This window comes from Streptomyces sp. NPDC017056, from assembly GCF_044332485.1.
Taxonomy (GTDB): Bacteria; Actinomycetota; Actinomycetes; order Streptomycetales; family Streptomycetaceae; genus Streptomyces.
The window spans coordinates 223,506-244,729 of record NZ_JBIRPD010000011.1 but is presented as its reverse complement, the minus strand read 5'-3'; the positions used below and the strand labels follow the sequence as shown (position 1 = coordinate 244,729).

At 72.9% G+C, this 21,224-nt stretch carries 19 protein-coding genes; 6 read left to right on the top strand and 13 right to left on the bottom strand.

The features are described 5' to 3' along the window. Positions 1 to 174 precede the first annotated feature (174 nt). Positions 175 to 1,662 (top strand): zinc-dependent metalloprotease, encoded by a 1,488-nt coding sequence (locus ACH4OW_RS21980; RefSeq protein WP_360133216.1) that lies wholly within the window; start codon positions 175 to 177, stop codon positions 1,660 to 1,662. Then, positions 1,659 to 2,186 (top strand): NUDIX hydrolase, encoded by a 528-nt coding sequence (locus ACH4OW_RS21975; protein ID WP_398029715.1) that lies wholly within the window; start codon positions 1,659 to 1,661, stop codon positions 2,184 to 2,186. The genes ACH4OW_RS21980 and ACH4OW_RS21975 overlap by 4 nt, the downstream gene beginning before the upstream one ends. A 99-nt stretch (positions 2,187 to 2,285) precedes the next feature. Here ACH4OW_RS21975 and ACH4OW_RS21970 read toward each other — a convergent pair whose 3' ends face one another. The 4 genes from ACH4OW_RS21970 to ACH4OW_RS21955 form a co-directional block, all read right to left on the bottom strand. After that, positions 2,286 to 3,044, bottom strand: coding sequence for an AIM24 family protein (locus tag ACH4OW_RS21970; protein WP_398029714.1), 759 nt, complete (start codon positions 3,042 to 3,044; stop codon positions 2,286 to 2,288). Positions 3,045 to 3,065: 21 nt separating this feature from the next. Continuing rightward, positions 3,066 to 3,749, bottom strand: coding sequence for an AIM24 family protein (locus ACH4OW_RS21965; RefSeq protein ID WP_398029713.1), 684 nt, complete (start codon positions 3,747 to 3,749; stop codon positions 3,066 to 3,068). Positions 3,750 to 3,760: 11 nt separating this feature from the next. Then, positions 3,761 to 5,473 (bottom strand): TerD family protein, encoded by a 1,713-nt coding sequence (locus ACH4OW_RS21960; RefSeq protein WP_398029712.1) that lies wholly within the window; start codon positions 5,471 to 5,473, stop codon positions 3,761 to 3,763. A 116-nt stretch (positions 5,474 to 5,589) separates the two neighbouring features. Beyond that, complete coding sequence (locus ACH4OW_RS21955; protein ID WP_398029711.1) at positions 5,590 to 6,189, bottom strand: M48 family metallopeptidase; 600 nt, start codon at positions 6,187 to 6,189, stop codon at positions 5,590 to 5,592. 200 nt (positions 6,190 to 6,389) lie between these two features. Here ACH4OW_RS21955 and ACH4OW_RS21950 point away from each other — a divergent pair, with 200 nt between their 5' ends. After that, entirely contained in the window at positions 6,390 to 7,526 is a 1,137-nt protein-coding gene (locus tag ACH4OW_RS21950; RefSeq protein WP_360133339.1) for a ThiF family adenylyltransferase, read from the top strand. Between the two features lie 34 nt (positions 7,527 to 7,560). Beyond that, positions 7,561 to 8,958 (top strand): ABC1 kinase family protein, encoded by a 1,398-nt coding sequence (locus ACH4OW_RS21945; protein ID WP_398029710.1) that lies wholly within the window; start codon positions 7,561 to 7,563, stop codon positions 8,956 to 8,958. Positions 8,959 to 8,975: 17 nt separating this feature from the next. Here ACH4OW_RS21945 and ACH4OW_RS21940 read toward each other — a convergent pair whose 3' ends face one another. The 5 genes from ACH4OW_RS21940 to ACH4OW_RS21920 all read right to left on the bottom strand — a co-directional run bounded on the left by ACH4OW_RS21940 (position 8,976) and on the right by ACH4OW_RS21920 (position 12,890). After that, the gene (locus tag ACH4OW_RS21940; protein WP_398029709.1) at positions 8,976 to 9,176 is read right to left on the bottom strand and encodes a hypothetical protein; all 201 of its coding nucleotides are present in this window, start codon (positions 9,174 to 9,176) and stop codon (positions 8,976 to 8,978) included. A gap of 162 nt (positions 9,177 to 9,338) precedes the next feature. Further along, on the bottom strand, positions 9,339 to 9,668 hold the full coding sequence (locus ACH4OW_RS21935) for a hypothetical protein (RefSeq protein ID WP_360133240.1): 330 nt from the start codon (positions 9,666 to 9,668) through the stop codon (positions 9,339 to 9,341). Further along, a complete protein-coding gene (locus ACH4OW_RS21930; protein WP_003984433.1) occupies positions 9,665 to 10,018 on the bottom strand; it encodes a WhiB family transcriptional regulator in 354 nt (117 codons plus the stop codon). The genes ACH4OW_RS21935 and ACH4OW_RS21930 overlap by 4 nt, the downstream gene beginning before the upstream one ends. Positions 10,019 to 10,138: 120 nt before the next feature. Next, on the bottom strand, positions 10,139 to 10,471 hold the full coding sequence (locus tag ACH4OW_RS21925) for a hypothetical protein (protein WP_398029708.1): 333 nt from the start codon (positions 10,469 to 10,471) through the stop codon (positions 10,139 to 10,141). A 142-nt stretch (positions 10,472 to 10,613) separates the two neighbouring features. Beyond that, on the bottom strand, positions 10,614 to 12,890 hold the full coding sequence (locus ACH4OW_RS21920; RefSeq protein WP_398029707.1) for an ATP-dependent DNA helicase UvrD2: 2,277 nt from the start codon (positions 12,888 to 12,890) through the stop codon (positions 10,614 to 10,616). A gap of 197 nt (positions 12,891 to 13,087) precedes the next feature. Here ACH4OW_RS21920 and ACH4OW_RS21915 point away from each other — a divergent pair, with 197 nt between their 5' ends. Beyond that, complete coding sequence (locus tag ACH4OW_RS21915) at positions 13,088 to 13,333, top strand: mycoredoxin (protein ID WP_360133249.1); 246 nt, start codon at positions 13,088 to 13,090, stop codon at positions 13,331 to 13,333. A 51-nt stretch (positions 13,334 to 13,384) separates the two neighbouring features. Here the strand turns inward: ACH4OW_RS21915 and ACH4OW_RS21910 are convergent, their stop codons facing one another. After that, positions 13,385 to 14,488: a helix-turn-helix domain-containing protein gene (locus ACH4OW_RS21910; protein WP_398029706.1), complete on the bottom strand. Its 1,104-nt coding sequence runs from the start codon at positions 14,486 to 14,488 to the stop codon at positions 13,385 to 13,387. Positions 14,489 to 14,603: 115 nt separating this feature from the next. On the opposite strand from ACH4OW_RS21910, the gene ACH4OW_RS21905 reads away from it, so the two are divergent. After that, positions 14,604 to 14,768: a hypothetical protein gene (locus ACH4OW_RS21905; protein WP_398029705.1), complete on the top strand. Its 165-nt coding sequence runs from the start codon at positions 14,604 to 14,606 to the stop codon at positions 14,766 to 14,768. 67 nt (positions 14,769 to 14,835) lie between these two features. On the opposite strand, the gene nudC is transcribed toward ACH4OW_RS21905, so the two are convergent. The 3 genes from nudC to ACH4OW_RS21890 all read right to left on the bottom strand — a co-directional run bounded on the left by nudC (position 14,836) and on the right by ACH4OW_RS21890 (position 21,218). Beyond that, positions 14,836 to 15,771, bottom strand: a complete 936-nt coding sequence (gene nudC / locus ACH4OW_RS21900; RefSeq protein WP_360133256.1) for an NAD(+) diphosphatase — start codon at positions 15,769 to 15,771, stop codon at positions 14,836 to 14,838. A 253-nt stretch (positions 15,772 to 16,024) separates the two neighbouring features. Beyond that, positions 16,025 to 17,425, bottom strand: a complete 1,401-nt coding sequence (locus ACH4OW_RS21895) for a dipeptidase (RefSeq protein ID WP_398029704.1) — start codon at positions 17,423 to 17,425, stop codon at positions 16,025 to 16,027. Positions 17,426 to 17,435: 10 nt separating this feature from the next. Continuing rightward, positions 17,436 to 21,218, bottom strand: a complete 3,783-nt coding sequence (locus ACH4OW_RS21890) for a UvrD-helicase domain-containing protein (RefSeq protein ID WP_398029703.1) — start codon at positions 21,216 to 21,218, stop codon at positions 17,436 to 17,438. Positions 21,219 to 21,224 lie beyond the last annotated feature (6 nt).

The following is a 21,224-nucleotide window of genomic DNA, read 5'->3' as shown; positions in this document are numbered from 1 at the left end:
GTCTTCAGTGCGTAGGCGTGCTGACGCGTACGTACCAGGTGGCGTCCATCCTGCCGCAGGCGCCGGGACGGCGAAGCACCGAGCCCCGAAGCGGGACAGGTGTCTAGGCTGGAAGAGAATGTCGGGCAGCCGCCGCCGGCCCCGGGCCGGCGGCCCTACGAGCCGAGGAAACCCGTGAGTGACACCCCATTTGGATTCGGCCTTCCGCCGGAGGAGCCGGAGGACGGCGACAACGGCAAGAAGAAGGGCGGCCAGGGAGGTAGCCAGGGCCCCGCGAACCCGTTCGGATTCGGCGGCGGGAGCGGCGGCGCGGACAACCCGTTCGCGGCGCTCTTCGGCGGCATGGGCGGTCCTGGTGGCGAGATGAACCCTGGCGACCTTGGCGCCGCCTTCCAGAAGCTCGGCCAGATGCTCTCGTACGAGGGCGGCCCGGTGAACTGGGACATGGCCAAGGACATCGCGCGGCAGACCGTCGCGCAGGGTGCCGAGGACGGCACCAAGGACGCGAGCGTCGCCCCCGGTGAGCGGGCCGCCGTCGAGGAGGCCGTACGCCTCGCCGACCTGTGGCTGGACGGTGTGACGTCGCTGCCGTCGGGCGCCGGCACGGTCCTGTCGTGGAGCCGCGCCGAGTGGGTCGAGGAGACCCTGCCGGTCTGGAAGGACCTGGTGGACCCGGTCGCGGAGCGCGTCGGCGCGGCCATGGGCGACGTGCTGCCCGAGGAGATGCAGGCCATGGCGGGCCCGCTGCTCGGCATGATGCGCTCCATGGGCGGCGCGATGTTCGGTACGCAGATCGGGCAGGCGCTGGGCGTCCTGGCCGGCGAGGTCGTCGGCTCGACGGACGTGGGGCTGCCGCTGGGGCCGGCCGGCAAGGCCGCGCTGCTGCCCGCCAACATCGCCAACTTCGGCTCCGGGCTCGGCGTCCCCGAGGAGGAGGTGCGGCTCTACCTGGCGCTGCGCGAGGCCGCCCACCAGCGGCTCTTCGCGCACGTGCCGTGGCTGCGCTCGCACCTGTTCGGCGCCGTCGAGGGCTACGCCCGCGGCATCAAGGTCGACACGACCAAGCTGGAGGACGTGGTCGGCCAGCTCGACCCGCAGCACCCCGAGGAGCTGCAGAACGCCCTGCAGCAGGGCATGTTCCAGCCCGAGGACACCCCGGAGCAGAAGGCGGCGCTGGCCCGCCTGGAGACGGCGCTGGCCCTCGTGGAGGGCTGGGTGGACGCGGTGGTGCACGCCGCGGCCTCCCCGCACCTGCCGTCCGCCGACGCGCTGCGCGAGACGCTGCGGCGGCGCCGGGCGACCGGCGGCCCCGCCGAGCAGACCTTCGCCACGCTCATCGGCCTGGAGCTGCGTCCGCGGCGCCTGCGGGACGCCTCGCGGCTGTGGGCCTCCCTGACGGACGCGCGGGGCCTGGACGGCCGCGACGCGCTGTGGGAGCACCCCGACATGCTGCCGACGGCCGCCGACCTGGACGACCCGGACGGGTTTGTCCACCACGAGCAGATGGACTTCTCCGAGCTGGACAAGATGCTCGGCGAGGCCGCCGGCGGCGCCGCGAAGCCGGACCTGACGAAGGAGACCGGCGAGGGCGGCGGCCAGGGCGGCCCCGAGGAGGGCGGCAAGCCCGGGGACGAAGACGGCAAGGGCGACGGCGGCAAGTGACCCTTCACGACGACGCGGCGCGGGTCCTCAAGGAGTGGCCCGCAACGTCCCCTGAGCAGGAGCGGCTGCGGCTCTCCTACCTGGATCACCTGGCCACCTACCCGGACGGCATGGGCAAGCCGTGCAAGGCCGGGCACATCACGGCCAGCGCCCTGGTGATCGACCCGGCGCGCGGGCGGGTGCTGCTCACGCTGCACCGCAAGCTGAAAATGTGGCTCCAGATGGGCGGGCACTGCGAGCCGGAGGACGCCACGCTGGCGGACGCGGCGCTGCGCGAGGCGCGCGAGGAGTCCGGGATCGCCTCCGGGCTGACGCTGCTGGGCGGGCCGGTGCGGCTGGACCGGCACCACACACCGTGCGCCTGGCACTTGGACGTGCAGTATGCGGCGCTGGCGCCGGAAGGGGCCGAGGCGGTGATCAGCGACGAGTCGCTGGACCTGCGGTGGTTCCCGTACGCGCAGGTCGCGGACGTGGCGGACGACTCGGTCGTACGCCTCGTGGAGCGCACGCGCGCGCTTCTCTAAGACGCGTTCGGCCACCGTGCGGCCCTCCTGGCGAGGAGCGCACGGTGGCCGGTACAGGCGCATGGCGGGCCGATGCGCGGGGCGCGCGGCCCGCGCGCCTCAGTTGCTGAAGATGTTGCCCTGGTTCTGCCCGTGGGCGCCCTGCTGCCCCATGCCGAACTGGGCGGCCAGGCCGGACCCGATGACGGCGTTCTGCGGCGGCAGCAGCTCGCTGGGCTGGACGAGCGCGTAGCCCTGTCCCAGGAAGCTCAGCTCCCAGCCCTCCCCCGTCCCGCCGCGGCGCCGCCACACGCCCGAGGAGTGCGTCTGCGCCTGCATCTGCACCCGCAGCGAGGCGGACCAGGCCACCACCGCGTCGGCGTCGGCGTTGACGTACTTGTCGGGGGTGACCTGCATCATCAGCGGCTGGCCCGAGGTCATCAGCACGACCTTGCCCCGGCCGGAGATGTTGAGCTGGTACTTGCCCGTGCCGGAGATCCCGTGCTGGCTGTCCACCGAGATCACCTCCCAGTGGAGGCCCGAATCCAGCGCCAGCACATAGCTGCTGTCCACGGTCAGGCCGTCGTGGTCGACGTCCATGACGTGCACGTACTGGGCGAGGTTGGCCAGGTAGACCGTGCCCTGCCCGGAGACGCGCATCAGGTCCAGGCCCTCGCCGGACATCGCGCGGGCGTGCTGCTGGCCCGGCGTCTGGTAGTTGCCGTCGAACTCCAGCAGTCCCTGGTAGGCGACCATGGCGCCCTTACGGGCGAGCAGGTCCTCGTGGCCCTGTAGGGCGACCCGCAGCAGCTGCGGGTTCTGCAGGACGTACCGGTCCTGGGTCTGTGCCTCGGTGTAGGCGAAAAGCGGACTCTGCATGATGGCTTGACGTCCTCCCCCTCAGCCCCGGGCCCGGAGCCGGTCGGTGCTGTCCTCACTGGGCTGTACGACGACGAAGCCCTGGCCGGAGAAGCCGAGCTGGTACGCCTCGCCACTGCCGCGCCCGATCATCGAGGACGCCTTGAAGCTGCGCTTGCCCTTCATCTTCAGGTTGGTCGACCAGGCGACGAGCGCGTCGGGATCGACGTACGTCTCGTCCTCGCCGCGGCCGCAGTCCACCACGATCGGGGTGCCGCGGGAGGTCAGCGCGACCCAGCCGGTGCCCGAGATGCCCACGTTGAAGAGCCCCTGTCCGGCGAACTTCGCCATGCCCTTGACGCGCTGCACGCCCCACTGGAGGTGGGCGTCGAAGGCCAGGAGGTTGGTGCCGTTGACGGAGATCGAGTCGCCGTCGAGGTTGATGCAGACGACGTCCGCGCCGTAGTCGGCGAGGTAGAGCAGGCCGTCGCCGGTGCACTTCATCAGGGGGGCGCCCTCGCCGGTCAGCCACTGGGAGGCCATCTGGCGCACCGCCGGCGGATTCGGCTCGTACTGGACGAAGCCCTCGTAGGCGACCATCGAGCCGGTCCGGGCGAAGACGTCCTGGCCGCTCTGCATGGCGATCTTCACCATCGCGTTGCCGTGGTTCTCCATGCGCGCGGCGGGCGCGGTCGGGGCGTAGCCCGTGGCTTGCTGTTCGAACATGACGGGCTCCCTCAGACCTCGTAGGGCTGGACGACGACGAAATTGCCGGGCGCGCCGCGGAACTGGAGGTTCACGGTCTCGCCCGAGTGTCCCGGATACGCGGCGCGGCGCAGGCTCACCTGGCTGGAGACGATCACCTGCGAGGCGGCCGACCAGGCGACGATGGCGTTGGCGTCCACGAAGGTGGTCGGTGTGACCGGAAGGACGACCGGGGTGCCCTGGGTCTTGACGACGATCGTGCCGGTCCCCTGGAACTGCATGGTGAACAGCGCGCCGCCCGGGATGCCGTGCCCTTCGATGCGGCGGACCTCGTGCTGGAGCGACTCGTCGAAGGCGAGGACGCTCTCGGCCGACACACAGATCGCGTCGCCCTGGAGCTCGATCGGGTGCACGTGGGCGCTGTTGTCCGCGAAGAACACCTGGCCCTGGCCCGTGCAGCGCATCAGCTGCATCTCCTGGCCGGTGGCGTTGCCCACGATGCGGCCGCGGATGCCGGCGCCCTTGTAGCTGAAGTCGACCTTGCCCTGGTAGAGGACCATGCTGCCTTGGCGGGCGAGCACCGGCTGTCCGTCGATCCCGAGGTCGGCGCGGATCAGCTTCGCGTTCTGCGGCGTCCACCGCTGCCCCGTGGGGGCCTCGCGGTACTTCTCCAGGGCGACGCTGAGGCCGGGGCCCGCGCTCGGGACCTGCGGCTGGCCGTATGCGCCGGGCTGCCCCTGAGGGGCGCCGTACGGGGCTGGGGGCTGCTGGCCGGGGAACTGGCCGCCCGGCTGTCCGTAAGGCGCCTGGGGAGGCGCCTGCGGCGGCTGTCCAGGCTGGCCGTACGGGGGCGCCGGTGTCTGCTGGTACGGGGCGTGGCCGGGCGGCGGCTGCTGGCCGGGGAACGGGGCGGGCTGGCCGTGCGGTGCGCCGGGCGGCGCCATCGGGGCCGCGATGGTCGGCGCGCCGTGCAGCTGCGGGGTCGGCGGCTGGGGCGGCTGGGCCTGGGCCGGGACCTGCGGCTGGGGCGGGGCCGGGGGCTGTTGGCCCTGCGGGGCGCCTTGAGGTGCACCCTGAGGTGCGCCGAAGGCGGGGGCGGGCTGCGGTGCGGCGGGGGCCGGGGCGGCGAAGCCCGGGGCCGGCTCGGCGGCGGCGGGCGGCGCGAAGCCCGGCACACCGCCCTGCGGCGCCGGCTCGGGCGCTGCCGCGGGCTCCTCCTCCGCGACCTCGCCGCCGAAGTTCTTCAGCAGCGCCTCCAGGCCGCCGTCGAAGCCCTGCCCGACCGCGGCGAAGCGCCACACGTCCTTCAGGTAGAAGTCGCCGAGCATGACGGCGCGCTCGGTGGTGAACTCGGCGCCGTTGAACGCGTAGCGGGCGACTTCCTCGCCGCCTGCGACGATGCGCAGGTAGCCGGGGCCGACCTGGGACATCTGGCCCGCGCCGTCCACCGTGGCGGTGAAGGAGAGCTTCCGGATGTGCTGCGGTATCCGGTCGAGCGTGACCCGGAAGGACTCGGTGTCGCCCGCCTGGGCGCCCAGCAGCTGGATCGACCCCTCGGGCGACGCGGGCTGGTTGAAGAAGACGAAGTACCGGTCGTCGGAGAGCCGCTCGTCAGCGTCGAGACCGAAGCAGCTGATGTCGAAGGTCAGTCCGGAACCGGCGATCTGCACGCCTACGTACAGATCCGTCCCGGCCGTCAGGTCACTGATCCTGGCCTTGTGGCCCCGCTGGAATTCCCTGGCCATACGTAACGACCGTCCCCCGCTCCCGCTTTGCGCTCTGATGACGTTGCGCGTCAGGCTAACCGCTGCCGCCGACAGCGGGCGATGCCGGGGCGCGGCCGAACCGGCCGGAACCGTCCCTATTCCGTACGGGCCGCGGGCAAATGCGGCAGCCGCTCCGCCGCGGCCACCCCTTCGAGGTAGCCGCGCGCACGCTCCGTGCGCGGATACGACTCCAGGAGCTGCCAGAAGCGCCGGCCGTGGCCGGGGACGAGAAGGTGGGCCAGCTCGTGCAGGAGCACGTAGTCGATCACGTACTCCGGCATGCCCTGGAGGCGGTGCGAGAGGCGGATGCTGCCCTCGGCTGGCGTGCAGGAGCCCCAGCGCGTGTTCTGGTTGGTCACCCAGCGCACCGTGGCCGGCCGGGCCCGGCCGCCCAGGTACTGGTCCGACAGCCGCTCCGCGCGCTCGGCCAGCTCGCCGTCGCCGGGTTTGCGCCTGCTCTCCTGGGCGGCGAGCTTGTCCAGCATCACCGTCACCCAGCGCCGCTCCTCGGCCTCGGACATCCGGGCCGGGATCAGGACGATGGTGCGGTCGCCCTCGCGGTACGCGGAGACCGTCCGGCGCCGCCGCGAGCTTCTGCGCACTTCGACCGCGCTCGTGCCGGGGCCACCGGTCGCGGGGCGCGTGGCGGTCCTGTGTTGGGGATCTGCGGCACGGCGCAAAGGGTCGGCGGGCACGCCCCGACGTTACCCGCTGCCCCTGCGTGAAGTCCCGTCGCCGGGTTTTTGCCGGACACCCGAAACGCTCAAAGGCAGACACGGCTTGTACGACTATTCCCCGGTGGCTGTGGATAACTTCCGGCGCCCGCCCGGCGGCGGGGGCATGCTGAAACCCGCTGGACGAGATCCGATCGACGGGGGACGGATTCATGTATCCGATGCTCAAGCCCGCGCTGCGGCGCGGATGGCGGGACCGGGAGACGGTGCGGTTCGGGGTGGCCCCGGCACACGCGGTGGAGCTGGGCCCGGTGGACACGGCGACCGGCAGTTTCCTGGCGCTGATCGACGGCACGCGCAGCATGGAACAGCTGGTGGACGCGGCCGGGGCGCTCGGCCTGCCCGCCGGGCACGCGCGGCGGGTGGTGGAGCGGCTGGGGCAGGCGGGGCTGCTGGACGCCCCGTCGGCGGGCGGCCCGGCGGCCGAGACGGTGCGCGCGGACGCCACGGCCTTCGGGCGGCTCCGTCCCGACCTGGCATCGCTGTCCGTGCGGCATCCCGAGGCCGCGGGCGGACTGGAGCGGATGGGGGCGCGCCGCGCCATACGGGCGCGCGTGCGCGGCGCGGGACGGGTGGGCGCCTCGGTCGCGGCACTGCTGTCGGCGGCGGGAATCGGCCGGGTGGAGGTACAGGACGGCGGGAAGGTCGAGCCCTGGGACGTCGTCCCCGGCGGCGTCCGGGCCGAGCACATCGGCGTACGCCGCGACACGGCCGCCCGCAGCCTGGTCCACCGCTCCTCGCCCTGGTCGCGCGGATCCCGGTCCGGGAGCGGGCCGCCGGACGAGGGCGACCCGGGTCTGGCGCTCGTCGTGATCACGCCGCGCGACGGCCTCGCCGCCTACGCGCCCGACCCGGTCCTGTGCGAGCCCCTGCTGACCGCCGGCATCCCGCATGTGTTCGCCGGGGTCGTCGAGGGCACGGGAGTGGTGGGCCCACTGGTCCTGCCGGGCGCCTCCTCCTGCGCCGGCTGCTTGGAGCTGCGGCGTACGGACGCGGAGCCGGCCTGGCCGCGGCTGCTCGCCCAATGGCGGTCGGGGCGCGGTTCACCGGCCGTGCCGGCCTGCGACGCGGCGCTGGCGGCGACGGTGGCGGGGCTGGCCGCCATACAGGCGCTGGCGTTCCTGGACGGCGGGCTGCCGCCCTGCACGGGCGCCCGGATGGAACTCGCCCAGCCCTGTGCGGGCTGGCAGACGGTACGGATCGCGCCGCATCCCGAGTGCGGCTGTGGCGCTGCGGAGACGGCCGGCGCCACGGGTGCCTCGGATCCTCGTGCGCGACACGCAACAATGGCGGAGTAACCCCGGTTGGGGACAGTGTGAGTTGGAGGGGCGAATGTCAGATCTTCCCCGCAAGGCGGTCACCCGCACCGCCAAGCTGGCCGCGCTGCCACTGGGATTCGCCGGCCGCGCCACCTGGGGGCTGGGCAAGCGGATCGGCGGCAGGTCGGCGGACATCGTCGGCCGCGAGCTCCAACAGCGGACCGCCGAACAGCTGTTCCGCGTCCTCGGCGAGCTGAAGGGCGGCGCCATGAAGTTCGGGCAGGCGCTGTCCGTCTTCGAGTCGGCGCTGCCCGAGGAGATCGCCGGCCCGTACCGCGCCGCGCTCACCAAGCTCCAGGAAGCCGCGCCGCCGATGCCGACGGACACGGTGCACACGGTGCTGGCGGAGCGGCTGGGCGCGGACTGGCGCGAGCTGTTCACGGAGTTCGAGGACAAACCCTCGGCCGCCGCCTCGATCGGGCAGGTGCACCGCGCGGTCTGGCACGACGGGCGCGAGGTGGCCGTCAAGGTGCAGTACCCGGGAGCGGGAGCCGCCCTCCTGTCCGACCTGTCGCAACTGGGCCGGTTCGCCCGGCTGCTCGGGCCGCTGATCCCCGGCATGGACATCAAGCCGCTGATCTCCGAGCTGCGCGACCGGGTCTCCGAGGAGCTCGACTACGCGCTGGAGGCCGAGGCACAGCAGGCGCACGCCGACGAGTTCGCCGACGATCCCGACGTCATGGTGCCCGCCGTGGTCCACCAGGGCGAGCAGATCCTGGTGACCGAGTGGATGGACGGCGTCCCCCTCTCGGAGGTCATCGCGAACGGCACCACGGAGGAACGCGACCGGGCCGGGCAGCTCCTCGCCCGCTTCCTCTTCTCGGGCACCGCCCGCACGGGTCTGCTGCACGCCGACCCCCACCCCGGGAACTTCCGGCTGCTGACCGGCGACCACCCCGACGGCCCGGCGGAGAAGTGGCGGTTGGGCGTCCTGGACTTCGGCACGGTCGACCGGCTGCCGGACGGCCTGCCCGCGACCATCGGCACCTCGCTGCGCATGACGCTCGACGGCCGGGCCGAGGCGGTCTACGAGCTGCTATGCGCGGAGGGCTTCGTCAAGGAGTCGATCGAGCTGGACCCGGACGCGGTGCTGGACTACCTGCTACCGATCATCGAGCCGGCCCAGGCGGACGAGTTCACCTTCACCCGTTCCTGGATGCGCAACCAGGCCGCGCGCATCGCCGACCCCCGCTCCCCCGCCTACCAACTGGGCCGCCGGCTCAACCTGCCCCCCTCCTACCTCCTCATACACCGTGTGACGTTGAGCACCATCGGCGTCCTGTGCCAGTTGGGTGCCACCGTCCGCATGCGTGACGAGCTGGAGGCCTGGCTCCCTGGCTTCGCCCCGGACGGGGAGTCCGCACCGTCCGTTCCCGGGCAGAGCCGGACCACCGAGGAGACATCGGCCTGACCAGGGCACCGGCCTGACTACCGCGTCGCGATCGGGTCCAAGTGGGACTCGATGGTGCGGAGGTTGAGGCGGGTACAGGCGTCGCAGAGGTGCTGCCGGGTGCCGTTGCCGATGGTGCATGTCCAGGTGGGCGGGGTGCCGTCGGCCGTGGCGCCGCACTGCGCACACTGCGCGTTCTCGGTGGTCAAGTCCGCCTGTTCGTACGTCTTCTGGTTCATCAGCCGACAATATCCCCGTCACCGCCGGGAAAGGGGGCACAACGCCCCAGGGGCTGCCCGCTTGGACAGCCCCTGGTTCTGGTGGTGTTGCGTTGTCGCAGGATGCGGCGGTGACACCGCCGGGAGAACCCGGCACCGTTCGGGCGCCGGGCTGCCGGTGGATCACTGCATGACGGCCATGGCCAAGGCACGCCGGGCACGCAGCGACGCCCGCTCGGCACGGCGCTGCATGCGCCGCGCCGTGACGAGGCTCTGGGCCCTGCGTTCGGACTCGGCCTCCTTGAGGCGCTCTTGCATATGCGCCCGGGCCAGGGCTTCTGGGATGAGTTGCATTTCACGGGTCCTGTTCTGGCGCGACTCGATCACGCCGGAGTTCACGGGTGCGGGTGTTTCGGTGAGGGTGGGGTTCATCGGGTCCTGCTTCTGGGGGTCCCGTTTGGCGGGACGGTCGATCGTTCCGGTGCCGCTGGTGTAGGTGCCGCGGAGGTTCATGCCGCGACCGGGTTCTTGCGCGGACGGCCACGCGGACGCTTGCGGGGCACCACGACGCCCTGGACGAAGAGCTCGCCGCCCCAGACACCCCACGGCTCGCGGCGGTCCTTGGCGCCGGCGAGACATGCCTCGCGCACCGGACAGGTCTGGCACAGGGACTTGGCGTACTCCACGTCGGCCGGGGTCTCGGCGAAGAAGACCTCGGGGTCGTAGGTACGGCACGGCACGGCGGCGCCGAGTCGGTCGATCTCGTCGTCGAGCTCGGTGAGGGGCAGCAAAGGGGTCTCCTGGGAGTCGGGCGGGGGGATCAGGTCGGTGGCGACGGACGGGGTGTGCGTCTGGAGTTGCACGGTGGTGTGTTCCTCGTCTGTTCGGCCCGGCTGGTGGCTGGGCTCATTGGCAAAACAAAAGGGCCGCGGATCCCGGTGTGGGTTCCGCGGCCCTGGAAGGTGCCGACCTGATCGTGCCGATCAGGCTGGATCTCTCCAGGGTTCGTGCCCGCGGTGGGCCCACGTGTCCTGCTGCGTCTGGTACTGCTTCCGGGATTCGGCACCGTTGGCCGCCGCGCGGTCAAAGGCATGCGCATTCGCTGCCAGTGCCGCTACTGCTGCTGCGGGTGCCTGGGTCGGTCGCTCGTCGCGCTTGGCCTGGGGCATCAGCGCCAAGGAAGCGGCAGGCGAGACCTCAAGACCGGACACCCGGCCGGAGCCGGACACACCGGTGCCCAGGAACGAGACGTCGAGCAGGCAGGTGGCGACGACCGAACGATCGGTCATTTTCTGGGTCTCGATGAAGCTGATCACTGGTCTCGCCTCCTCTCGGCGTCTCGGCGGACCGGAAAATCCGGTCCGAGCTTGTTCAGTACAACACGAATCCAGCGGATCCCGGAAGGCCCGTTGTCTTCGTGCCTGTGAAGGCTATGGGGATGCGCTCCGCGCGCGCAAACTATTTTTCTGACGACTTTCCGGAGCTTCTTGCACCACCCTCCGGAAGATCGTCCGGTGACGGCTCCCCCGCTGCCGGGGCGAGCTCCTCACCTGCGCACAGCGCGAGGACGTCGGAGCCGAACCTGCCCAGCTTGCGTCCCCCCACTCCGGGGATGCCCGCCAGCTCCCCTTCAGTTCCCGGAACGGCCTCGGCGATCGCCATCAGGGTCTTGTCGGTGAAGACGCAGTACGCGGGCTGGCCCAGCTGCCGTGCCCGCTCGGCCCGCCAGTCGCGCAGCCGTTCGTACAACGCCTCGTCGAGGTCGCAGGGGCAGTCGTCGCAGCGCATGAGCTTCATCTCGCCCGCGTCGGTGAGCGTCTTGCCGCAGACCCGGCAGCGGGCCGGGGTCCGGCTGCGGCGCCTGCCCGCCCCCTTGGCGGCACCGCTGCCCCGGTCGACGCCGCCCGCGGCGGCGGCCGCCGTACGCCGCCCGGCGGCCCCGGAGCCGGGCCGCAGGCCGTCCAGGAAGCGGCTGGGGCGCCGGACCGCCCGGCCCCCCGGAGAGCGCGACAGGGACCACGACAGGCTCAGGTGCAGGCGGGCCCGGGTCACGCCGACGTACAGCAGCCGGCGCTCCTCCTCGACCTGCTCGTCCGACTTGGCGTATGTGATCGGCATCATGCCCTCGGTGAGGCCGACCAGGAAGACGGCGTCCCACTCCAAGCCCTTGGCCGCGTGGAATGAGGCGAGCGTCACACCTTCGACGGTCGGTGCGTGCTGGGCGTTGGCCCGCTCGTCCAGCTCGGCGACGAGATCGGCGAGGGTGGCCTCCGGTCGGGCCTTGGCGAAGTCCTCGGCGAGGCGGACCAGCGCGGCCAGCGACTCCCAGCGGTCCCGTACGGCGCCCGACCCGGCCGGCGGCACGCTCGTCCAGCCCATGTCGCTCAGCACCGCCCGCACCTCGGACGGGAGGTCCACGGCGTCGTCGAGGAGTGCGTCGTTGGCGCCGAAGCGGGCGGCGCCGCGCAGCTTGACGCCCGCCTCGCGCACCTCGGGCCGCTCGAAGAACCGCTCGGCCCCGCGCAGCTGGTAGGGCACGCCGAGGTCGGCGAGGGCCTGCTCGTAGACCTCGGACTGGGCGTTGATGCGGAAGAGGACCGCTATCTCGCTCGCCGGCACGCCGGAGGCGATCAGGTCGCGGATACGGCGGGCGGTGCCCTCCGCCTCCGCGGGCTCGTCGCCGTACTCCACATACGCCGGCTCGGGGCCCGCGTCCCGCTGCGAGACCAGCTCCAGGCGGTGCTCGGCGGCGCGGCCGCGCGCCTGGGACAGCAGGCCGTTGGCGAGGTGCACGACCTGGGGGGTGGAACGGTAGTCGCGGACCAGCTTGACGACCGTCGCGTTCGGATGGCGGGTGCGGAAGTTCAGCAGGTGTTCGGGCGTGGCGCCGGTGAAGCTGTAGATCGTCTGGCTGGCGTCGCCGACGACGCACAGGTTGTCGCGGTCGCCGAGCCACAGGTCCAGCAGCCGCTGCTGGAGCGGGCTGACGTCCTGGTACTCGTCCACGACGAAGTGCTGGTACTGGGCGCGGACCTGCTCGGCGATGTCGTGCCGGTCCTGTAGGACGCCGACCGTCAGCAGCAGCACGTCCTCGAAATCGATGGTTCCCCGGTCGCGCTTGAGCTGCTCGTACGTCCCGTAGATCTGCCCGATCTCGGCCGGGTCCCGGGGGGCCTCGCGGCCCGCCTTGTGGACGGCGGCCGGATAGTCGGCGGGCACGGTCTGGGTGACCTTGGACCACTCGATCTCGCCCGTGACGTCGCGCAGCTCGTTGCGGTCCAGGCGGACGCGGCAGCGGGCGGCGGCCTCGGCGACCAGCTGGACCTTGCGCTCCAGCAGCCGCGGCACGTCACCGCCGACCGCCTTGGGCCAGAAGTACTGGAGCTGGCGCAGGGCGGCGGAGTGGAACGTACGGGCCTGGACCCCGCCGGCGCCCAGCTGCCGCAGCCGCCCGCGCATCTCCCCCGCCGCGCGGGCGGTGAACGTGACGGCGAGCACCGTGGACGGCTGCAGGATGCCCGCCCGGACGCCGTACGCGATGCGGTGGGTGATCGCACGGGTCTTGCCCGTCCCGGCGCCCGCCAGGACGCACACGGGGCCGTGCAGCGCCGTGGCGACCTCGCGCTGCTCGGGGTCGAGGCCGTCGAGCACCGCGTCGGCACCCTCGGGCGTGGCCGGGAACTGGGTCGCGGCCGCAACCTGAGGGAAGAGAGTGGAGTCCGATGCTGCTGTCACCCCGCCATGCTGCCAGGTCGAGCGGGGCAGCCGGGAAAGTCGTCCACAGCCGCCACCGTCCGGTCATACGAATACGCGGGTCTACGGAAGCGAAGCCGTACGCTTACCGGAGCGGTCCGGGGCGGACGGGAATGGTCCGGGCCGGGCAGGCGTTCCCCTTCTGCATACACGCCGAGCTTGAAGGAGCGCGAGGACCCATGGCGGGCACTGTGACGATGTACAGCACCACCTGGTGCGGCTACTGCCGCCGGCTGAAGGGCCAGATGGACCGCGAGGGAATCGCGTACACCGAGATCAACATCGAGCAGGACCCCGAGTCCGCGGCCTTCGTGGAGAAGGCCAACGGCGGCAACCAGACCGTCCCCACGGTCCTCTTCCCCGACGGCTCCACCCTGACCAACCCGTCCTTGGCCCAGGTCAAGCAGGCCCTCGGCGCCGCCTGAGCCGTCGGCGCACCCGGCTGACTCCCCCGGCCACCACGGCCGGGGGATTCGTCATGCCCTGACCTCGTCCATGAGCATCCGCAGCGTGAGCGAGTGCTTCTCGGACGGCAGCGCGTCCAGCGCCGCCCGCGCGTAGGCCACTCCCCCGGCACGGTCACCGGACCGTGCCAGCATCAGCCCCCGGTGCATCTCCAGGTGCGTGGCAAACCTCGGCAGACTCACCGGAAGCTCGCGACGGGCCTGCTCCTGGGCCTCGACCGCCCCCTTCTCGTCCCCCAGACGGGCGAGCAGCAGCGACAGGAAGACGTTCATACGCCACCAGGGGACCGCGTAGTCCGACGTCTGCTCGTGGCTGCCGACCCGGTCGAAGAGGCGGCGGCCTTGGTCGGCAAGGCGTACGGCGGTTGTTCCGTCGCCTCGAACGGCTGCTGCGTGGGCCTTCCCCATCACGGCGTTCACGAGCCCGAGAGACGGCTTCCCGGAGATCGCCATGGCCTGGTCCGCCAGTATGTCCGCGACGCCCAGGGAAGCGCCCTCGTAGCCAAGGGCGATCGCAGCCCGGCCGCGCACCCACACGCGAGCCCGCTCGTCTCCGGACCGGTCGGCGGCCCGGGCAGCCGTGCGGTACCAGGAGACGGCCTTGGAGCCGTCCGAGCCGGGGAACGTCTTGGCGTACAAGGTCATGAGCCGCGCGGCCACCGACCACAGGCGGGGGTCGTCGAGCTGCTGCTGCACCACGACCAGCTCGCCGGCCACCCGGCGCTGGATGTCGGCAGCCCCCGTCGACATGTAGTCGGTGCCGTACGCGGCCAGCGTGGCTTCCCAGTGTTCCGCCGACGGGCCGCCGCGCAGGCGTGCGGCAAATCCCACGCTGAGCAGGTCCGATGCCACGACGGGAGCTATCGCGGTGGCAACGATGTCGCTGATGAAGGTACGCCGGTCCGCTTCCCCCTCAAGGACGGCCAGCGGAACGTCCAGAACGGCCGACAAGTGGCGCAGGTGGTAGGCCCCCGGCGCGACCTTGGAGCATTCCCACCGGCTCACGTACTCACGCGTCAGCCCGGCGCCGAACGCCTTGTTGATCTCCGACGCCAGGCGCCCCTGGCTCCAGCCGCGAGCTTGGCGCAGGTTCCTGATCAGCTCCCCGATGGGCATGGACCCATGATGCTCTCCCCCTCGCCGTATCGGAGAACAACAAACGGCGGTTCACCGGAACTTGCCCCTAGGTATGCCACTGGGCGAGGGCCTCGTACGGGTCGATCGTGTCGGCATGACAGAAAATCCGACGGACGCATGCGAAACGTGTGAGCTGCTGAAAGCGCTCGAAACCGAAGGGCGGGAGAGCCGGGATCCCTCGGTGGAGGTGGATGCCCGGGTGCGGTTTCGGCGGCATGTGCGGGACGCGCACCAGCGGGAGATTCCGCTTTCGATGTGAGCGTCGAGGGGCATGTCTTTGGCGGCGTGTCGCCGGGGCCCCGTAGGGCCCCGGCGTCAGGCGCGGGCTACGGCTTCGGCAGGGGCTTGCCGTACCAGAGTTCGATGAGGCGGGCGGCGATGGAGATGCCGTACGGGGGGAGGACCTCGCCGGATTCGAAGGCGGCGCGGAGGTCTTCGCGGGAGAACCAGCGGGCCTCTTCGATCTCCTCGCCGTCGACCTGGATGTCGGAGGACGTGGCGCGGGCCATGAAGCCCAGCATCAGGCTGGACGGGAAGGGCCACGGCTGGCTGGCGACGTATTCGACGTCGCCGACGACGACGCCCGCCTCCTCGAAGACCTCGCGGGCCACCGACTGCTCGATGGACTCGCCCGGCTCGACGAAGCCGGCGAGGGTGGAGAAGCGGCCTTCCGGCCAGTGGACCTGGCGGCCGAGGAGGGCGCGGTCCTCCTCGTCCGTGACGAGCATGATCACGGCCGGGTCGGTGCGCGGGTAGTGCTCGGCGCCGCAGGCGGGGCAGCGGCGGATGTGGCCGGCGGCCGCGATGACGGTGCGCTCGCCGCAGCGGGAGCAGAAGCGGTGCAGGCGCTGCCAGTTCTCCAGGGCGACGGCGTGGACGAGCAGCCCGGCGTCGCGCGGGGAGAGCAGGAGGCCCGCCTCGCGCAGGCCGGCGGGGCGCGCGGACTGGTCCATGCGCCCCGGCAGCGAGTCCTTCTGGAGCGCGAAGTAGCGGACGCCGTCCTCGTCGGTGCCGAGGAAGTAGCGGTGCGTCTCGGTGAGTGGCGCCTCGAAGGACGGCGTCATGACCAGTTCGGTGCGGCCGTCGGGGGTGTCGTCGACCAGGGCCTGGCCTCCGGAGACCACGAAGACGCGCGTCGTCGGGTGGCTCCAGGCGGCCGCGAGCCATGCCTCGTCGAGGCGGTGGTGGGCGGCTCTGTCGATGCCGCTCGGTGCGCTGAAGGTGATCGGCCGGTCGGCGCTGTGGTCGGTCCAGGTGGTCACTGCGGTTTCCAACTCCCCCTATGGCGTGGGTGATTGCCGGCTGCGGGTGCGGTCGCCCGGCGGGCGGCGGTCCGGGCGGCAAGGGTGGTACGAGTGGTACGGCTCGGGCGCGGGCCCGGCGGTGGCGTGCGGGCGGCCACCGCCACCCGGGGGCGGGCCCGCACCCTGGCCGCGGAGCAGGTCACCGGGCGGGCCGCCGGCCGGGGCACGGGCGCGGCTGCCGGTACGGCCCGGTCGGAGCCTGTGTCACGGGTCAAGCGGCACGCCAGTTCTCCGCCAGGTCGCCCCACAGGTGCGCGGCGGTCTCGACGCCCTTCATCAGCAGGTCCAGTTCGACCTTCTCGTTCGGCGCGTGCCAGCCGTCCGAGGGGATGGATATGCCGAGGAAGAGCACCGGCACGCCGAGGACGTCCTGGAGGTCGGCGGCCGGGCCCGAGCATCCCTCGCGGGTGTAGCGGATCTTCTGGCCGAAGGCGCGGCCCATGGCCCGTACGACGGATTGCAGGGCGGGGTGGTCGAGCGGGGTCAGGCAGGGGCGGGTGGCGCCCCAGAAGGTGATCTCGTGGCGGATGCCGTCGGGCAGGCGGGCGGCGGCCCAGTCCCGTACGGCCTGCTGGATCGCGTCCGTGTCCTGGCCGGCGACCAGGCGGAAGGACAGCTTCAGCTGGGCGGCGGACGGCACGATCGTCTTGCCGCCGGGGCCCTGGTAGCCGCCGCTGATGCCGTTGACCTCGGCGGTGGGGCGGGCCCAGATGCGCTCCAGGGTGCTGTGGCCGGTCTCGCCGAGCGCGGCGTGCGAATGGGCCGTGCGCAGCCACTCGGACTCGTCGAAGGGCAGCTCGGCGAAGAGCTCGCGCTCGCGGTCGGTCAGCTCGACGATGCCGTCGTAGAAGCCGGGGACCGCGACGCGGCGGTCGTCGTCGTGCAGCGCGGCGGCCAGGCGGGCGGCCTCGGTGGCGGGGTTGGGCACCGCGCCGCCGAAGGAGCCGGAGTGGAGGTCCTGGTCGGGGCCGTACAGGTCGATCTGGCAGTCGGTGAGGCCGCGCATGCCGGTGCAGACGGTCGGGGTGTCCTTGGACCACATGCCGGTGTCGGAGACGATCACCGCGTCGCAGGCGAGGCGGTCCGCGTACTTGGTGATCAGGGCCGGGAAGTTCGGGGAGCCGGACTCCTCCTCGCCCTCGATGAGCAGCTTGAGGTTGACGGCGGGCGCGGTGCGGCCGGTCGCGGCGAGGTGGGCGCGCACGCCGAGTGTGTGGAAGAACACCTGTCCCTTGTCGTCGGCGGCGCCGCGCGCGTACAGCTTGCCGTCGGTGATCTGCGGCTCGAAGGGGTCGGTGTGCCAGCCGTCCTCGCGGGCGGCGGGCTGCACGTCGTGGTGACCGTAGACGAGCACGGTGGGGGCCGTCGGGTCCCCGGAGGGCCACTCGGCGAAGACGGCGGGAGCGCCGTCCGTCTCCCAGATCTCGGCGGTGGGGAAGCCCGTCGCGGTGAGCCGGCCGGCCAGCCATTCGGCACTACGGCGTACGTCGTCGGCGCGCTCCGGGTCGGCGGAGACCGAGGGGATGCGCAGCCAGGCGGCGAGGTCGTCGAGGAAGGCTTCGCGGTGGACGTCGATGTACGCGCGGACGGCGCTGTCCGAGGTGGTGCTCATGGCTCCGAGCCTATCCGGCCGCGGGGCGCGGTCCGCCGCCGGTCTCGTCGGTCCGGTCACCGCCGCCGCCCCCTTCCTCGCCGGCCGCCGGCCCGTGCTCGCCGAGCAGGATGCGCTCCAGGCCGGCGCGGTCCGGCAGGTGCGGGGGCCGGACCGTCTCCCCGCTGCGCACATACAGGAACGCGGCGTCGACGGCGGACAGCGGCAGGCCGTGCCGCTCGGCCCAGGCCACCCGGTAGAGGGCGAGTTGGAGCGGGTCGGCGGTCTGCGCGTGGTGGGTCTTCCAGTCGATGATTTCGTACCGGTCGCCTTCGGGGCCGCGGGTGCGGTAGACGGCGTCGATGCGGCCGCGGACCACCCGGCCCGCGAGGGTCAGCTGTACGGGGGCCTCGATGCGGTACGGGGTGCGCCGGGCGTACGGGGTGCGGGCGAAGGCTTCCTTGAGGGCTTCCAGGTCGTCTTCGTCCGTGATCGGTGCCGCCTCGCCGGCCGCCTCCTGCGCGAGCGCCTCGTGGCCGTACGCGCCGCCGGGCAGCTCCTCGGGGCCGAGCAAGGGCAGCGTCAGCTCCTCGAAGCGGGACTCGACCCAGGCGTGGAAGCGGGTGCCGCGGCGTGCGGCGGGCCGCGGCGGGTGCGGCATGGGCCGGGCCAGTTCCCGGGTGAAGCCGTCGGGGTCGGACGCCAGCCACAGCAGCTGCGAGGCGCTGAGCGAGGCCGGCAGGGGCACGTCGTGGACGGTGGCGCGGGCGCGGCGCAGCTCGTCGGCGAGCGCGTCCAGGTCGCGGTCCCAGGAGGCCACGGTGCGGCGCTCCTCGGGGAGGAGGGCGGGCGCCGCACCGGGCGCCGGGGCCGCTTCCGGGGCGGTGGCCTGTGCCGGTACGCGGGCGCGCCCGTCTTCGGTGCGTAGGCCCGTGTCCTGCGGGTGCGCGGGCCGTTCGGCGGTCCAGGCGTCCCAGTCGGCGAGGTCGTGCTCGGGAGTGGATTCGGGGTCGGGGGCGGGGGCGGGAGCGGGGAGGGGTGCGGTGCCGGGTTCCCGCGGGGGCTCGTCGGCGTACGCGCCGGTGTCCGCGTACGCCTCCTCGTACGGGTCGTCCTCGGGCGGTGGCGGCCACTCCGGGTCGTGGACGGGCGGCGCCTGCCCGGGGACGGCGGCGGATCCGCCGCCCGAGGCGGGGTGCGGGGCGTCGTGGGCGGCTGCGGCCTCGGTCCCGTCGGCGGCGGTGGCGTGCGGCGGCGTGGCGGCGCCGTCCGCCGGCATCCGGTCCAGGTACGCGCGGACCGCCGCGGCGGCGGCGCGGCGGCGCCCGGTCGCCGCCGCGTCCAACGGCAGCGGCCACTCCAGCTCGGCTTCCGCCGCCTTCAACGACGGGTTCTCCGCGCCCTCCCCCGGCGCCTCGGCCCACTCCTCGATCTCGCCGTGGCCCGCTTCGCAGTGTGCGCGCAGCGCCTCCAGGAAGGCGGACGGGCCGCGTGGCCGCTTCTGGTCGGGGCCCCACCAGTGGCCGGAGCCGAGGAGCAGGGAGCGGGGGCGGGTGAAGGTCACATAGCCGAGGCGCAGTTCCTCGACCGACTGGTGGTCCTTCATCGCCTCCTTGAAGGACTTCACGCCGCGGCTGCTCCAGTCGGCCACGTCCGGCAGCGTCGCCGCGTCGCCGCGCAGGGCGTGCGGCAGGACCTTGGGCTGCGTGAGCCAGGAGTCGCGGGACTGCTCGCTGGGGAACTGCTTGCCGACCAGGCCGGGGACGGCGACCACGTCCCACTCCAGGCCCTTGGACTTGTGCGCGGTGAGCACCTTGACCGTGTTCTCGCCGCCGGGCAGGGAGCTGTCCAGGCCCTTCTCGTGCTGGACGGCCGTGCGCAGGAAGCCCAGGAAGGCGAGGAGCGTGGCGTCGCCGTCCAGGGCGGCGCCGCCCTGCTTGGCGGCGAAGCCGGCCGCGATGTCCAGGAAGGTGCCCAGGGTCTCCCGGCGGCGGGCCGCGAGGGCGTGCGGGGAGGCGGACAGCTCGACCTCCAGGCCGGTGACGGCCAGCACCCGGTGCAGTACGTCCATCAGCGGGTCGGCCAGGGAGCGGCGCAGGTCGCGCAGCTCGCGTGCCAGGTAGGCGAAGCGGACCCGCGCCTCGGGGGAGAACGGCAGCTCGTCGTCGGGACGCCCGTCCGCCTCCAGGAACGTGTCGAGGGCGTCGGCGAGCGAGACGGTTTCGGCCGGGTCCACGCCCTCCACGGCCTCGGCCAGCCGCCGGTCGGGGTCCTCGGACCGGCCGTCGCGGTGGACGAGCAGCCGCGCCCTACGGCCCAGGAGGGCCAGGTCGCGGGGGCCGATCCGCCAGCGCGGACCGGTCAGCAGCCGTACCAGGGCGGCGTTGGCCGTGGGGTCCTGGAGGACTTCGCACACCGCCACCAGGTCGGCGATCTCCGGCAGGTGCAGCAGCCCGGACAGGCCGACGACCTCGACCGGGACCTCCCGCGCGACCAGCTCGCCCTGGATACGGGCGAAGTCGCCGGCGGTCCGGCACAGCACGGCGACCTCGCCGGGCTGGGTGCCCGTGCGCACCAGGTGGGCGATGCGGTCGGCGAGCCAGGTCAGCTCCTCCGCGTGGGTGGGCAGCAGCGCGCAGCGCACCATGCCGTCGCGCTCGGCGCCGGGCGCGGGGCGCAGCGCTTCGACGCCCTCGTGCATGCCGCGCAGCGGCGCGGCGAGGCCGTTGGCCAGGTCGAGCAGCCGGCCGCCGCTGCGGCGGTTCTCGCTGAGGGCGAAGCGCCGGGCCGGGGTGCCGTCCGCGAAGGGGAAGTGGTCGGGGAAGTCGTCCAGGTTGGCGACGGAGGCGCCACGCCAGCCGTAGATGGCCTGGCAGGGGTCGCCGACGGCGGTCACCGCGTGGCCCGTGCCGCCGCCGAACAGGCCGGACAGCATGATCCGCTGGGCCACGGAGGTGTCCTGGTACTCGTCCAGGAGGACGACCTTGAACTCCTCGCGCAGCTGCGCGCCCACCTCGGCGCGTGTCGTGGCGAGCGTCGCCGACAGGGCGATCTGGTCGCCGAAGTCCAGCAGCTCGCGCCGCCGCTTCTCCTGCCGGTAGGACCCGACCAGCTCCAGCAGCTCCCGCCGCCCGCGGGCCGTCTCGGGCACCTTGCGCAGGTCGGCGTTGGAGAGCTTGACTTGCTCCAGGGCGGCCAGCAGCCCGGTGTCGTACGCCAGCAGCCGGTCCGGCTCCACCAGGTGCTCGGCCAGCTCGCCGTCGAGCGCGAGCAGGTCCTCCACGAGCGCGGGCAGCGACTTCGTCAGCTCCGGGTACGGGCCGGGGGCGGCGCGCAGCACCCGGGCGGCGAGCTGGAAGCGGGTGGCGTCGGCGAGCAGGCGGGCGCTGGGCTCCAGGCCGATGCGCAGGCCGTGGTCCTTGAGGAGCTGGCCGGCGAAGGAGTGGTACGTCGATATCCGGGGCTCGCCGGGGACGCCGTCCGCGTCGGCCCGGCCGCCTTCCGGGGCGCCGGCGCCGAACGGATCGGCCGGTTCGCCCACGCCGGCCGCCGCCAGTGCCTTGCGGACGCGCTCGGCCAGCTCGCCGGCGGCCTTGTTCGTGAACGTCAGCCCGAGGACCTGCTCCGGGGCGACCTGGCCCGTACCGACCAGCCACACCACGCGCGCGGCCATGACCGTGGTCTTGCCGGAACCGGCGCCGGCCACGATGACCTGCGGGGCGGGCGGTGCGGTGATGCAGGCCGTCTGCTCCGGGGTGAACGGGATGCCGAGGAGCTCTTTGAGCTGCTCGGGGTCGGTGATGCGAGCTGACACATCCGA